This is a genomic window from Streptomyces sp. NPDC050315, assembly GCF_040655775.1.
Classification (GTDB): Bacteria; Actinomycetota; Actinomycetes; order Streptomycetales; family Streptomycetaceae; genus Streptomyces.
Genome location: NZ_JBFAKN010000002.1, coordinates 353,359 through 366,524 on the forward strand (window position 1 = coordinate 353,359; position 13,166 = coordinate 366,524).

A 13,166-nucleotide genomic window follows, 5' to 3' on the forward strand; every position below is an offset into this window, starting at 1 on the left:
ACATCTGGGCGGGACCCCCTATCCCCGAAGGCATACCGATGGGTAACGTCCGGGCAGTCCAATCCCCTTTGCCTGATCATGGACCGCAGCCGGCCTGACGCACCGCGTGGTGACGCCGGCGCCACCGAGGAGCAGCAGTCTTGCGCGAGTTCAGCCTTCCGGCCCTGTACGAGGTCCCCGCGGACGGCAACCTGACGGATCTCATCCGCCGGAATGCCGCGCAGCACCCCGATGTCGCGGTCATCGGCCGCAAGGTCGCCGGCCAGTGGCAGGACGTCACCGCCGCCGCGTTCCTCGCCGAGGTGCGGGCCGTGGCCAAGGGCCTGATCGCCTCCGGCATCGGCCCGGGCGACCGCATCGGCCTGATGTCCCGCACGCGGTACGAGTGGACGCTGCTGGACTTCGCCATCTGGAGCGCGGGCGCGGTCACCGTCCCCGTCTACGAGACCAGCTCCCCCGAGCAGATCCAGTGGATCCTGGGCGACTCCGGCGCGGTGGCCTGCCTGGTGGAGACCCCGGCGCACGAGGCCGCGGTGGAGTCGGTACGCGACCGGCTCCCGGCCCTCGCCCACATCTGGCAGATCGAGCGGGACGCGATAGCCCGGCTGCACGCCGCGGGCGACGGGATGCCGGACGAGGAGGTCGACGCGCGCAGCGCGCTGGCCGACGCCGACTCCCCCGCCACGATCGTCTACACCTCCGGCACGACGGGCCGCCCCAAGGGCTGCGTCCTCAGCCACCGCGCGTTCTTCGCCGAGTGCGGCAACATCGTCGAGCGGCTGCGCCCCCTCTTCCGTACCGGTGACTCCTCCGTCCTCCTCTTCCTCCCGGTCGCGCACGTCTTCGGGCGGCTGGTCGAGGTCGCCTCCGTGATGGCTCCGATCAAGCTCGGCCATGTCGCGGACATCAAGCACCTCACCGACGAACTGGCGGCTTTCAAGCCGACGATGGTGCTCGGCGTGCCGCGCGTCTTCGAGAAGGTCTACAACACCGCGCGGGCCAAGGCGCAGGCCGACGGCAAGGGCAAGATCTTCGACAAGGCCGCGGACACCGCGATCGCCTACAGCCGCGCGCTGGACACCCCGGCCGGCCCGTCGATGAGCCTGAAGCTGAAGTACAAGGTCTTCGACCGGCTGGTCTACGGCAAGCTGCGCGCCGTGCTCGGCGGCCGCGCCACGCACGCGATCTCCGGCGGCGCGCCGCTGGGCGAGCGGCTCGGCCACTTCTACCGGGGCATCGGCTTCACGGTCCTGGAGGGTTACGGCCTGACGGAGTCCTGCGCCGCGACCGCCTTCAACCCCTGGGACCGGCAGAAGATCGGCACGGTCGGCCAGCCGCTGCCCGGCTCGGTGGTGCGCATCGCCGACGACGGCGAGGTGCTGCTGCACGGCGAGCACCTCTTCACGACGTACTGGAACAACGAGCAGGCCACCGCGGACGCGCTGTCCGACGGCTGGTTCCACACCGGTGACATCGGCACCCTGGACGAGGACGGCTACCTCGCCATCACCGGGCGCAAGAAGGAGATCCTGGTGACGGCCGGCGGCAAGAACGTCGCCCCCGCCGTCATCGAGGACCGCATCCGCGCCCACGCGCTGGTCGCCGAGTGCATGGTCGTCGGCGACGGCCGGCCCTTCGTCGGCGCGCTGGTCACCCTGGACGAGGAGTTCCTGCCGCGCTGGGCCACCGAGCACGGCAAGGTCGGCAAGAGCGCCGAGGAGCTCGCCGAGGACCCGGAGCTGCTGGCCGCGGTCCAGCGCGCGGTGGACGACGGCAACGCGGCGGTCTCGCGCGCCGAGTCGGTACGCAAGTTCCGCGTCCTGCCGACCCAGTTCACCGAGGAGTCGGGACACGTCACCCCGTCCCTGAAGCTCAAGCGCAATGTCGTGGCGAAGGACTTCGCCGAGGACATCGAAGCGCTGTACCGGAGCTGAGCGCCCCGTACGCACGACGTCGGCCGGCCCGCTTGTCCGCGGGCCGGCCGACGTCGTTCCGGAACGCCTAGAGCAGCTCCTTGAGCCGTTCCGCGAGCAGGTCCCAGCGCCACTTCTCCTCGACCCAGGCGCGGCCGCGCTCGCCCATGCGGTGGCGCAGGGCCGGGTCCTGGAGGAGGGGGACGATGCGGTCGGCGACGGCGGTCGGCGAACCGCCCGGCACCACCCAGCCGGTCTCGCCGTCCAGCACCGCGTCCGGGGCGCCGCCGGAGTCGCCCGCCACGACCGGCAGCCCGGTCGCGGACGCCTCCAGATACACGATGCCCAGGCCCTCCACGTCCAGGCCACCGCGCCGGGTGCGGCACGGCATCGCGAAGACATCGCCCGCACCGTAGTGCGCCGGCAGCTCCTCCCACGGGACGGCGCCGGTGAAGTACACCTCGTCGGCGACACCACGGGTCTCCGCGAGGGCGCGCAGCTCCTTCTCGTACGGACCGCCGCCGACGATCAGCAGCGCCGCGTCCGGCACCGACGCACGGATCCGGGGCATGGCCTCGATCAGGGTGTCCTGGCCCTTGCGCGGCACGAGCCGGGAGACGCACACCACGACCGGGCGGCCGGCCAGCCCCAGGCGGGCCCGCACCTGGTAGCCGCCGGAGCCGGGGTGGAAGGTCTCCTCGTCCACACCGGGCGGCAGTTGGACCATGCGCCCGGCCGCCGCCGGGGTCAGCGCCCGCGCGATCCGGGAACGGGTGTACTCACCCAGATACGTGATCGTGTCCGTGCCCTCGCCGATCCGCCGCAGCAGCTCCCGCGAGCCCGGCAGCTGCGCCCAGCCCGCCTCGTGGCCGTGCGTGGTGGCCACGATCCGGCGCGCGCCTGCCGCGCGCAGCGCGGGTGCCATGAGCCCCAGTGGGGCTGCGGCGCCGAACCACACGGACGTGCAGCCGTGTTCGCGCAGGAGGGCCGCTGCGCGGCGGGTCACCCGGGGCGTCGGCAGCAGCATGGTCGTACGGTCCCGGATTACCGGGTACGGCTGCTCGGCGTCGAATGCCGCGGTTGCCGCGAGGCCGTCTGCGCTGCGCTTCCAGGTCGAGGCGTAGACGACGACCTTCTCCGGGTCCAGGCGGAGGGCCATGCTGTGCAGGAATGCCTGGATTCCGCCGGGGCGGGGCGGGAAGTCGTTGGTGACGATCAGGGTCTTGTCCATCGGGGCCGACAGTAGCGCGTGCCGCATGGGGCGCCCCGTAAGGGGCGCGGGGAACTGCGCGAGCAACCACAGCGGCGGGAAAGGTGCGGACCTCGTACCTCAGCCCAGCACACGCTGCACGTACACCCGCCACTTCGCCGTGAACTCCGCCGTTGAGACGTGTAGTTCATCCCGGAGCGTGCGGTCCAGGCCACTCGCCCCCTTCGGGGCCGTGGCCATTGCCCGGTAGAAGCCCGCCAAGCGGGCTTCACCCCACGTGTCGGCGATCAGGCGGCACGCCAGCCACGCGCCCTCGTAGGCGCGGTTCAGGCGGTCGGCGCCTGCGTTGAAGCCGAAGTCGGACGTGGTCGGCAGGCGGTCCGGGAGGCGGCCCGCGGCGACCGCGCGGGTCAGTTCGGGGGCGGCGGCGCGTGGCGTGCGCTGGGCGGTGCGGTATGCGGTCCAGTCGGCGAAGCCCTCGGAGAGCCACAGGGGGGTGGCGGCCGTCGTCACGGCACGGGTGGCGACATGGGCCGTCTCGTGGGTGAGGACGATGCGGCGGCCGAGGTCGCTCAGCTCCCCGTACGCCTGCGGGTTCACGATCACCCGGTCCGCCGGTGCCCGGTTCGAGGCACCCGCCTCGCCCGTGGTGACGGCCGCGATCCCCGTGTACGCGGAGTCGTCCGAGGAGCCCAGCAGCTCGGCCATGCGGCGCACCGAGTCCGGCGCCTCGATCACCACCTTGCGCGACCAGCGGCCCGGCCAGGCGTCCGCGACGGCCGGCACCGCGGCGTCCGTGCGCCGGGCCAGCTCGCGCAGGCGCGCGGTGGGCTGCCCGGTGCCCAGCACCAGGCTGCGCTCGCCCCGTACGAGACGGACCCGCCCCTGGTCCCACAGCTGACGCGCCGTCCGCTTGCCGTTCAGCGCGCCGTCGCTGTCCGAGGTGATCCGCCAGTGGCCGTCGTGCCGGGTGAGGGTGAGGTACTGGACGGCCGTGACGGGCGCGGTGTCGTACCCGGCGAGGCGGTAGCTCAGCCGGACCTCGGCGGCGACGCGGGGGCCGCTGCCGGCCGCGGCGGGCAGCGGGAACGCGCCGGTGCGCACGAGGCGGTAGCGCCAGTCGGCGAGCGGCACGCCGCGCAGGTTCGCGAACATCTCCCGCTGCCGGTCCCGGAAGCCGTCCGCCGCCGGGTCCACGGAGGCGAGGAAGGCGTCTTCGTCGTGGTCGCGGACGGCGGCGGCGCGGGCGTCCAGCACCTGCTGCACGGCCGTGCTGTCGGGCACTTCGCGGGCGGGACCCCCGCAGCCCGCGAGCACCGCGAGCAGCAGGGCCAGACAGGCCGCCGCCCAGGTCACCGCCGTGTGCCGCCGGTACGGCCGCCGCTCTTCCGTCACGCGGCGAATCGTACGCGTGAGCGGATACCGGCGGGCAACATTCGGACGCCGGCCGACCGCTTCCGGACCGCGACGCCGGTCGGCCGCTTCCGAGGCGACCGGACTCAGACGCGGGTCACCCCGGTCACCGGCATCATGCCGACCGGGTCGTAGCGCACCTGGGCGCCCGGGTGCGGCGCGTGCACGACCTGCCCGTTGCCCACGTACATCCCGACGTGGCTGGCGTCGGAGCGGTAGATCACGAGGTCGCCGGGGCGGGCCTGGGAGAGCGGGATCTGGCGGCCGGCGTGCCGCTGCGCCTGCGAGGTGCGCGGCAGGGAGACCCCGGCCCTGGCGTACGCCCACTGCATCAGCCCGGAGCAGTCGAAGGACCGCGGGCCCGAGGCGCCCCAGACGTACGGGGCGCCGACCGCCGACCGGGCGGCGGCCACCGCGAGCCCGGACCGGCCGGAGAGCCCGGAGAGTTCGGTGAGTTCCGGGAGCGCCCCGTCGCGGGCGCCGCGCGAGGCGCGGGTGTACGCCGCCCGGTCGCGGGCGGGCAGCGAGGCGAGCAGCTGCCGGGCCACGCCGAGCTTGCGTTCGACTGCGTCCTTGTGGCGGGCGACGGCGCGCCGGGCCTCCTCCAGCCGGGCCAGCCGCCCGGCGGCCTCCCGGCGCTGCTGCTGCAGTACCCGCTCGGCGTCCACCAGCCGGTTCAGCCGCCCGGCCTGGGCGGTGCCGAGCCGGTTCAGGGTCTGGGCCTTGTCGAGGTAGTCGGCGGGGCGCGCGGAGAGCATCAGGGCGAGCGAGGGGTCCACGCCGCCGGACCGGTACTGGGCGGCGGCCATCGCGCCGAGCCGGTCGCGCAGCCGGTTGACCCGTTCCTGGGCGCGGGCCGCGCGGTCCTGAAGGACGGCCACTTGGTCGCGCAGCTCGGTGGCGCGTTCCTTGGCGCCGTTGTACCGCTCGGTGGCCCGTTCGGCGCGGGCGTAGAGCGCGTCGACGCGTGCGGTGAGCTTCGCGTGGCTCGCGGCGCGGCCGGTGCCGGTGCCCGGGTCGGCGGTCGCGGGGACCGCGGTCAGCGCGGCGGCGGTGGCCGCGGCGGCGGCCGACATCAGGGTGATCCGTGCCGGGCCCTGCGGGCCGGCCGGTGAGGAACGGCGGTGGGACGCCACGTGAGGCCGCACTCCCTTCCCGTGCAGCCCCTGCCGCCCGGGGCGGGCGGTCGTATCCGGCGACTGCGAGGGCAGACAGTAATCGCGCCGGTACACCCCGGCCAAAGACCTCCGAACCCGTACAAAAATCCGCCTCGCCGGTGACTGCGCAGGTCACCGGCGAGGCGGTAAGTCAGGGGCGGCTGCCGCAATTCCCCCGATCGGGCGGTACGTTCGGACGTTTCCGGCGTGTCGGGCCGGCCGTCGTCACGCAGCGTCAGCCGCGCACGGGATCAGGAGACAGGCCCTCAGACGCGGACGCCGTACATGAAGGGCATGTTGTCCATCGGCTCGAAGCGCACCGCAGCACCGGGCTTGGGCGCGTGCAGCACCTGGCCGTTGCCCGCGTACAGGCCGATGTGGTGCAGGTCGTCGTAGAACATGACCAGGTCGCCGGGCTTGAGCTGGTCGCGGCCGATCTGGGTGCCGGCGGTCGCCTGCTCCTGCGAGGTGCGCGGCAGCGACTGCCCCGCCTGCTGGTACGCCCACTGGGTCAGGCCCGAGCAGTCGAACGAGGAGGGGCCGGTGGCGCCCCAGACGTAGGGCGAGCCTATCTTCGTCTTCGCGGCGGCGAGGGCCGCGGCGGCCCGCTGCGAGCTGGGAACGGCGGTGCCGAGGTCGACCCGGCTGTTGGCGCGGTTGGCGCGCTCCTCCTTCGCCTCGAGCGCCGCGCGCTCCTTGGCGGTGAGGGTGTTGAGCAGCTCCTGCGCCTCGGCGAGCTTGCCCTGGATCTCGTCCTTCTTGTCGCCCAGCGCCTTGCGGGTGTCGGAGAGGTCCTTGATCTTGCCGGCGGCCTCCTGGCGCTGCTGCGACAGGGTGCGCTGCTTGTCCGCGATGACCTTCAGCTGCGAAGCCTGCTTGCCGCTCAACTGGTCGAGCGTGGACGCCTTCTCCAGGTAGGTGTCCGGGTCGCCGGAGAGGAAGAGCTGTACCGAGGGGTCGATGCTGCCGCTGCGGTACTGGCCCGAGGCGACCGAGCCGATGTCCTTGCGGAGCTTGTTCAGCTCCTCCTGGCCACGGGCGACCTTGTCCTGGAGGCGGTCGACCTCCTTCTGCAGCTCCTGCTGGTCCTCCTTGACCCCGTTGTACTTCTCGGTGGCCGCCTCGGCCTCTTCGTAGAGCTTGTCGACCTTGGACTTGACTTCTTCCTTGGTCGGCTTCGGGGCGGCCTGAGCGGACCCGGCCTGGGAGGACAGCGCGACTGCCGCCGCTGCGGTCGCGGTGAACACGGTGACACGCGTGCGGCTCGGCTGCTTGGGTCGACGGTGGGACGCCACGGGGGCGAGCTCCTTCTTCCTTCAGCCGCCTACCGGGTGGTGGGGGGAACTGGTCCCCGGCTCCGCGTCAACGCCGCGGACTCGGCGGTTCCTTCACTGTTCATCCCGGTTGGATGATCAACTGCATGAAGGCTCGGGGCCTGACCTTAGTAACCGAGTTGTGATCGCTTCAAATCTTCACGGGAAAAAACTTGGCCACACGCGCATCCTTTACCAATGTGGCACCGCCCGTAGCAGGTAATTGACGCTCCGAGACCGCTGGAAGGGCCGCGGAGTGTTCTATCCCACACCTTCTAGATCGCGGCCGACGCCCGTTCAGGTACGGGCAAGTCGCTTGAGAAGAAGGGCCGATGCCACCGGGCGGGCGCCCGCCTTCGCCACCCCGTCGGCCACTTCGCGGTCGGTGGAGACCACCACGACGGGACGGCCGGGCGGTTCGGCCCTTACCAGCTGACGAATCAACTCATCTGCCGTTACGCCCGGTTTGCTGAAAAGAACCCTTACGCCGCGCGGTGGCGCGAGCAGTACCGGCGCGGCCAGCTCGGCGCCGTCGAAGACGCACGTCATCTCGGCGCCGGTCTGCGCGGCCAGGACGGCCAGCCCGCCCAGCAGCCGCAGCCGCTGCTTGTCCAACGGCATCGTCGGATAGCCGGTCTTGGTGACGTTGTAGCCGTCCACCACGAGGTGCGCCTGCGGCAGCGCCAGGAGCTGGTCCAGCAGCGCCGGATCCGTTTCGGACAGGGCGCGCGCCGCGACGTCCTTCGGGGTCATCCGGCCCGGCTCGACCGCGTCGACCGTGTCGGCGGGGTGGACATTGGCCGGCGGCAGCGCCAGTTCGCGACGGAGCCCCTGGGCCGCGTCCAGGACGGTGTCCAGAAGCAGTCGCAGGCGCATGTCCTCGACACTGCGCCCCTCCCGCGCGGCGCGGCGCCCCGCTTCGAGCGCCGATTCCGCCTCCGCGACCCGGGCCTTGAGCCGGCGCATCTCGCTGTCGGTGGTCGCCTTGTCCGTGGCCGCCGCGGAGCGCAGCGACTCGGTCTCGGTCTCCGCCTTGCGCGCCGCGGCCTGCGCGCGCTTCACGTCGCTGAGCGCGCTGCGCAGCTTGCGCTGCAGCACGTCGTTCTCCTTGCGCGCCGCTTCGAGGTCGCCTCTCGCCCGGTCGGCTTCCGCGCGGGACGCCGCCCGCGCCTCGGCCAGCTCCTCCCGCAGCCGGGCGAGCTCCCGCTCGGCCTCCTCACCGGCCCGCTGTTCGTCCGCGCGCCGGACCTCCTCGCCCGCGGCGGCGACCAGCTTGGCCCAGCCCGGCGGGCGCAGAACATACGCCGCCGCCGCGACGTCCTGCGGGTCGGCGGCGGCGGGTGGGGTGCCCTGCTGCAGGGCCTCGGCCAGCTCGGCCTGGGTCTCGCGCAGCCGGGCCGCGATCCGCTGCCGGAAGACCGGATCGCTCTCCAGCGCCGCGGCCATCGCGTTGCCCGCGAACTTCACCCGCCGGGACGGAGTAAAACGGGCGTACTGCCGCAGAGGTGGCGGAAGTTCGGCGACCGTCAGGCCGCCGAAGGACTCCGCGGTGAGCGCCACGACACGGCGCCGCACGCCCTCGGGCAGGGGACGGTCGAGCACTTCGTCGGCCGCACCGGCCTCCGGGTCGCGCTCTTCCCCCTCATGCCCTGCTGGACGCTCCACCACTGCTGCACCGCTCCGATCTCAGGCGTCCGCGCCGGGGCGGTCCACCAGCTCGATCTGGTCGACCGCGTTGCACCAGCGGCAGCGGACGGACTCGATGCTCTCACTGAGCACCTCCCGCTCCTCCACCTTGGGCTCACCGGCCAGGTCGAGGTGGACGTACTCCACCACCTTGGACCGGCGGGTCACATCGAAACGGGTGAGGTTGCCGCACAGAGTGCAGCGCCACCGGGTTTCGGCCGTCGGCAGGGGAACAGCCATTGTGTCGTCCTCTTTCGTCAAGCGTGATGCGGTTGTGCGGGCTCTCGCGGTGCGCCGTCGAACTGCGGAGGTACGGAAAGTACTGCCCGTAACCCTACGGCCTGGTGGCGACCGGGTGCCGTCCCCGCCCGGGTACCGGAACACGGCGAGGCACTCTGTCCCCTTTGTGGCTATTACGCCATGATCACTTCATGTCGGCCTCGTTTCCGTCCCCGCGGACCGTGTTCTCCCGGATGACCAACATCCTGATCGGCATCTGCTGCCTGGTGTTCGTCATCGGCCCGGCCTCGGGGCTGAACGGAATACACGGCACCGGCGAATCGCTCCTGCAGGCGCAGAGCGCGTACTTCGCCCGTTGGGGCGTCATCCCGCGCGACCTGTGGAGCGGCGACCCGCAGGCCCTGGTCACCCCGCTCACCGCGCTCTTCGTGCACGGCAGCTGGCTGCACCTGCTGGGCAACATGCTCTTCCTCTACGTCTTCGGGGGCATGGCCGAGGCCAGGATGGGCCGGCTGCACTTCGCGGTCTTCTACGTCCTGACCGGTTACGTGGCCCTGATGGGCTACGCGGCGGCGCACGCCGAGTCGGGCCAGACCCTGGTCGGCGCGTCCGGATCGATCTCCGGAGTGCTCGGCGCCTTCCTCTACCTCTTTCCCCGCGCGCGGGTGACCAGCCTCTTCCCGTTCCTCTTCTTCCTGCCGCTGCGCTTCCCCGCCTGGGCGGTGCTGCTCTTCTGGTTCGTCCTGCAGTGGCTGGCGGCCCAGCGCGCGGTCAACGGCCCCGGCGTCGCCTACCTGGCCCACGTCGTCGGCTTTGTACTGGGCTTCCTGTACGCCTGGGTCCGCTACCACGTACCGGACGCTCCACCGCAGGCCGCGCCGGGGCTCCCCGGTAGGGTGGAGCCCACAGAACGGCCGACCGAGGGAGAGAGCCAATCGTGATCACTTCGATCGTGCTCATCAAGACCAGCGTGGATCAGATCCCGGAGATCGCGGAGAAGATCGCGACGATCGAGGGCGTCAGCGAGGTCTACTCGGTCACCGGCGCGCACGACCTGATCGCGATGGTCCGGGTCCGCGAACACGACGACCTCGCGGACGTCATCCCCGGCCGCATCAGCAAGGTCCCCGGCGTCGCCTCCACGGAGACCCACATCGCCTTCCGCACGTACTCCCAGCACGACCTGGAAGCGGCGTTCGCGATCGGCTTGGAAAGTTGAGCCCGTCCGGCGATTGAGGACATCTTGAACGCCAAACGGCCACCGGCCGGCGCCGGTCCCGCTACGGGAACCAACACCGGCCGGTGAAACCCGCGGCTCAGCCGCGGTCGGGGACGCAGCGGCCATCCTCGGTCCGGTAGGACCACCGCGCCCCGTCCCGTACGAGCTCCGTCACCGCCGTGACGAACCGCTCCACATGCTCATCCGGCGTCCCCGCACCGAAGCTCACGCGGATGGCGTTCAGGGACCGCTCGCCGGGCCGGGCGTCCGGCGCGCCGCACTCCCCCGGGTCCTGCGGGTCGCTGCCCAGCAGGGTGCGCACGAGCGGGTGCGCGCAGAACAGCCCGTCCCGTACGCCGATGCCGTACTCCGCCGAGAGCGCGGCCGCGAAGTGCGAGCTGTTCCAGCCCTCCACGACGAACGACAGCACGCCCACCCGCGGCGCGTCGTCGCCGAAGAGCGACAGCACCTTCACCTCGGGCACCTCGGCGAGCCCGGCCCGCACCTTCGCGATCAGCTCCTGCTCCCGCGCGACCAGGTTGTCGAACCCGGCCTCGGTCAGCGCCTTGCAGGCCGAGGCGATCGAGTACACGCCGATGACATTCGGCGAACCGGCCTCGTGGCGGGCAGCCGTGGTGTGCCACTCCACCTGCACGCCGCCGTCCTCGCGCCGCGCGACCTTGCGGCTCGCGCCGCCGCCGGCCAGGTACGGCTCGGCGTCCTGCAGCCAGTCGGCGCGCCCGGCCAGTACGCCGGACCCGAAGGGCGCGTACAGCTTGTGGCCGGAGAAGGCCACCCAGTCCACGTCCAGGTCGGCGATGTCCACCGGGTGATGCGGGGCCAGCTGCGCGGCGTCCAGCACGATGCGCGCGCCGTGCGCGTGCGCCGCGGCGGCCAGCTCGCGCACCGGCCAGAGCTCGCCGGTCACGTTCGACGCGCCGGTCACGCACACCAGCGCCGGGCCGTAGGGCTCGCGCTCGGCGAGCGCCTTCTCCAGCGTGTCGACCGCCTGCTGCGGGGTCCGCGGGGCGTTCAGGTAGGTGACGGTGACGTCGGACCGCTGCTCCCAGGGCAGCAGCGACGCGTGGTGCTCGGTCTCGAAGACGAACACCCGGGTGTCCGCGGGGAGCACGCCTGCCAGCAGGTTCAGCGAGTCGGTGGTGGACCGGGTGAAGATCACCTGGTCGGACTCGCGGCAGCCCAGGAACTCGTGCACCGTCACCCGGCTGTTCTCGAACAGGTCCGTCGACAGCTGCGAGAGGTAGCCCGCGCCGCGGTGCACGCTCCCGTAGTACGGCGCGTACGCGGCCACGTCGTCCCACACCCGCTGCAGGGCCGGGGCGCTGGCGGCGTAGTCCAGCGCGGCGTAGCCGACCTCGCCACCGGTGACGAGCGGGACGAGCACGTCGCGGCCGAGGACGGGGAGCGGGGCGCAGGCGGGGTCGGCGTCGGCGGAATCGGCGGTGGCGAGGGCGGTGTCAGGGCGCACGGACATGGCGGAGTCTCCCGGAGGCGTAAAACCGTACGGAACGCACGGAGTAGGCGAATGACACGCACAGGGCGTGGAAGGACCCGCGGGCGCACGCACACCTCGTACGGCTCGTACGGCTCGTACGGCTCGTACAAAGGGGGCACCCAGGCGGGGTGTTCGGAAACGGGGCCGAGCGGCCCTAGCGCATTCGCTGCATCACGGAAGAGCTCCCTCGATAACCAGGATCCCTGGCGAGGGATCCGCGCTTGCCGCAGACCTCGCTGCCTGCGGCCTGGTCATCACCCGGGGCACCCCGCCACGGACGGAGGGTTGCCGGACAGCAAGCCGGGGCCTAATCGCTGTCACTCGTGACCTGCCGAGAATCATGCCACATGATCGCGGCACTGCAAGGGGTGTCCGGGATGCGGACACCCCTCGCGTCGCAGGGCCGTTACGCGTGCGAAGCGGTCACCCAGCGCTCCAGCACCGCCCGTGCCGCGCCCGAGTCGATCGACTCGGCGGCCTTGGCCATCCCCGCCGCGATCTGGTCGTTCAGCGGTGCGTCCGTCGGGTCCAGGGCCACCAGGGCCGCGGCGGAGTTCAGCAGGACGGCGTCCCGTACCGGGCCGGTCTCGCCGGCCAGCAGGCGGCGGGCGACGTCCGCGTTGTACGAGGCGTCCGCGCCGCGCAGGGCCTCCACCGGCACCAGCTCGATGCCCACGTCACGCGGGTCGAAGGGCACCTCGCGCACGGTGCCGTCCCGGACCACCCACACCGTGGAGGTGGCCGTGGTGGTCAGCTCGTCCAGGCCGTCGTCGCCGCGGAAGACCAGCGCGGAGGAGCCGCGCTCGGCGAGCACACCGGCCAGGATGGGCGCCATCCGGGCGTCGGCGACGCCGGTGGCCTGGGCCGCGACCTTGGCCGGGTTGGTGAGCGGGCCGAGCACGTTGAAGGTCGTACGGATGCCCAGCTGGCTGCGGGCGGGCGCGACATGCCGCAGCGAGGGATGGAACTTCACCGCGAAGCAGAAGGTGATGCCGGCCTCCTCGGCGACCTCCACCACCCGGCGCGGCGTCAGGTCCAGGTTCACGCCGAGCTTCTCCAGGACGTCGGAGGCGCCGCTGGCGGAGGACGCGGCGCGGTTGCCGTGCTTGACGACCTTCGTGCCCGTACCGGCCACCACGATCGAGGACATGGTGGAGATGTTCACGGTCTTGGCGCCGTCGCCGCCGGTGCCGACGATGTCCACGCTGCGGCCCGGCACCTCGATGAGGTTGGCGTGCTCGTACATCGCGCGGACCAGCCCGGAGATCTCCGCGACCGTCTCGCCCTTGGCGCGCAGCGCCACCGCGAAGCCGGCGATCTGCGCGTCGCTGGCCTCGCCGCGCATGATCCGGTCCATCGCCCACTGGGTGGAGTCGGCGGAGAGGTCACGGCCTTCGAGGAGGGCGTTCAGTACGCCCGGCCAGGTGCGGGCCGCCACGCTGCCGCCGCCATCCGGGGTCACAACGTTCATGGTCCACGCTCCTGGGTGAGTCAAAAAT

11 protein-coding genes and 1 riboswitch are annotated in these 13,166 nt (G+C 72.3%); of the genes, 3 read left to right on the top strand and 8 right to left on the bottom strand.

Annotated features, from left to right (window positions below; translation table 11 throughout):
* Positions 1–140: 140 nt before the first annotated feature.
* The gene (locus tag AB0I82_RS08600) at positions 141–1,934 is read left to right on the top strand and encodes an AMP-dependent synthetase/ligase (RefSeq protein ID WP_363256389.1); all 1,794 of its coding nucleotides are present in this window, start codon (positions 141–143) and stop codon (positions 1,932–1,934) included.
* A 67-nt stretch (positions 1,935–2,001) separates the two neighbouring features.
* Here AB0I82_RS08600 and AB0I82_RS08605 read toward each other — a convergent pair whose 3' ends face one another.
* The 6 genes from AB0I82_RS08605 to AB0I82_RS08630 all read right to left on the bottom strand — a co-directional run bounded on the left by AB0I82_RS08605 (position 2,002) and on the right by AB0I82_RS08630 (position 8,932).
* A complete protein-coding gene (locus AB0I82_RS08605) occupies positions 2,002–3,144 on the bottom strand; it encodes a glycosyltransferase family 4 protein (protein ID WP_363256390.1) in 1,143 nt (380 codons plus the stop codon).
* A gap of 99 nt (positions 3,145–3,243) precedes the next feature.
* Entirely contained in the window at positions 3,244–4,518 is a 1,275-nt protein-coding gene (locus AB0I82_RS08610) for a hypothetical protein (protein ID WP_363256391.1), read from the bottom strand.
* A gap of 104 nt (positions 4,519–4,622) precedes the next feature.
* The gene (locus AB0I82_RS08615) at positions 4,623–5,672 is read right to left on the bottom strand and encodes an NlpC/P60 family protein (protein ID WP_363256392.1); all 1,050 of its coding nucleotides are present in this window, start codon (positions 5,670–5,672) and stop codon (positions 4,623–4,625) included.
* A 287-nt stretch (positions 5,673–5,959) separates the two neighbouring features.
* Entirely contained in the window at positions 5,960–6,988 is a 1,029-nt protein-coding gene (locus AB0I82_RS08620; RefSeq protein WP_363256393.1) for an NlpC/P60 family protein, read from the bottom strand.
* Between the two features lie 315 nt (positions 6,989–7,303).
* On the bottom strand, positions 7,304–8,608 hold the full coding sequence (locus AB0I82_RS08625) for an NYN domain-containing protein (protein ID WP_223733732.1): 1,305 nt from the start codon (positions 8,606–8,608) through the stop codon (positions 7,304–7,306).
* Between the two features lie 84 nt (positions 8,609–8,692).
* A complete protein-coding gene (locus AB0I82_RS08630) occupies positions 8,693–8,932 on the bottom strand; it encodes a hypothetical protein (RefSeq protein WP_030616609.1) in 240 nt (79 codons plus the stop codon).
* A gap of 191 nt (positions 8,933–9,123) precedes the next feature.
* Between AB0I82_RS08630 and AB0I82_RS08635 the strand changes: the two genes are divergently transcribed.
* The gene (locus AB0I82_RS08635; protein ID WP_363256394.1) at positions 9,124–9,873 is read left to right on the top strand and encodes a rhomboid family intramembrane serine protease; all 750 of its coding nucleotides are present in this window, start codon (positions 9,124–9,126) and stop codon (positions 9,871–9,873) included.
* Positions 9,870–10,151 carry an Lrp/AsnC ligand binding domain-containing protein gene (locus AB0I82_RS08640; protein WP_363256395.1) on the top strand — a complete coding sequence of 94 codons (282 nt, stop codon included), beginning with the start codon at positions 9,870–9,872 and terminating at the stop codon, positions 10,149–10,151. The genes AB0I82_RS08635 and AB0I82_RS08640 overlap by 4 nt, the downstream gene beginning before the upstream one ends.
* A 97-nt stretch (positions 10,152–10,248) precedes the next feature.
* On the opposite strand, the gene AB0I82_RS08645 is transcribed toward AB0I82_RS08640, so the two are convergent.
* Both AB0I82_RS08645 and trpD read right to left on the bottom strand, forming a co-directional pair.
* Positions 10,249–11,646, bottom strand: a complete 1,398-nt coding sequence (locus tag AB0I82_RS08645; protein ID WP_363256396.1) for an aminotransferase class V-fold PLP-dependent enzyme — start codon at positions 11,644–11,646, stop codon at positions 10,249–10,251.
* A gap of 233 nt (positions 11,647–11,879) precedes the next feature.
* A riboswitch (SAM riboswitch) is annotated at positions 11,880–11,996 on the bottom strand.
* Positions 11,997–12,073: 77 nt separating this feature from the next.
* Positions 12,074–13,138 carry an anthranilate phosphoribosyltransferase gene (trpD, locus tag AB0I82_RS08650; protein ID WP_363256397.1) on the bottom strand — a complete coding sequence of 355 codons (1,065 nt, stop codon included), beginning with the start codon at positions 13,136–13,138 and terminating at the stop codon, positions 12,074–12,076.
* Positions 13,139–13,166 lie beyond the last annotated feature (28 nt).

Bases quoted from the DNA above. Each gene is read 5' to 3' on its own strand.
- AB0I82_RS08630 (WP_030616609.1), bottom strand. From the start codon at position 8,932: ATGGCTGTTCCCCTGCCGACGGCCGAAACCCGGTGGCGCTGCACTCTG.
- AB0I82_RS08635 (WP_363256394.1), top strand. From the start codon at position 9,124: ATGTCGGCCTCGTTTCCGTCCCCGCGGACCGTGTTCTCCCGGATGACC.
- AB0I82_RS08645 (WP_363256396.1), bottom strand. From the start codon at position 11,646: ATGTCCGTGCGCCCTGACACCGCCCTCGCCACCGCCGATTCCGCCGAC.
- trpD (WP_363256397.1), bottom strand. From the start codon at position 13,138: ATGAACGTTGTGACCCCGGATGGCGGCGGCAGCGTGGCGGCCCGCACC.
- AB0I82_RS08605 (WP_363256390.1), bottom strand. From the start codon at position 3,144: ATGGACAAGACCCTGATCGTCACCAACGACTTCCCGCCCCGCCCCGGC.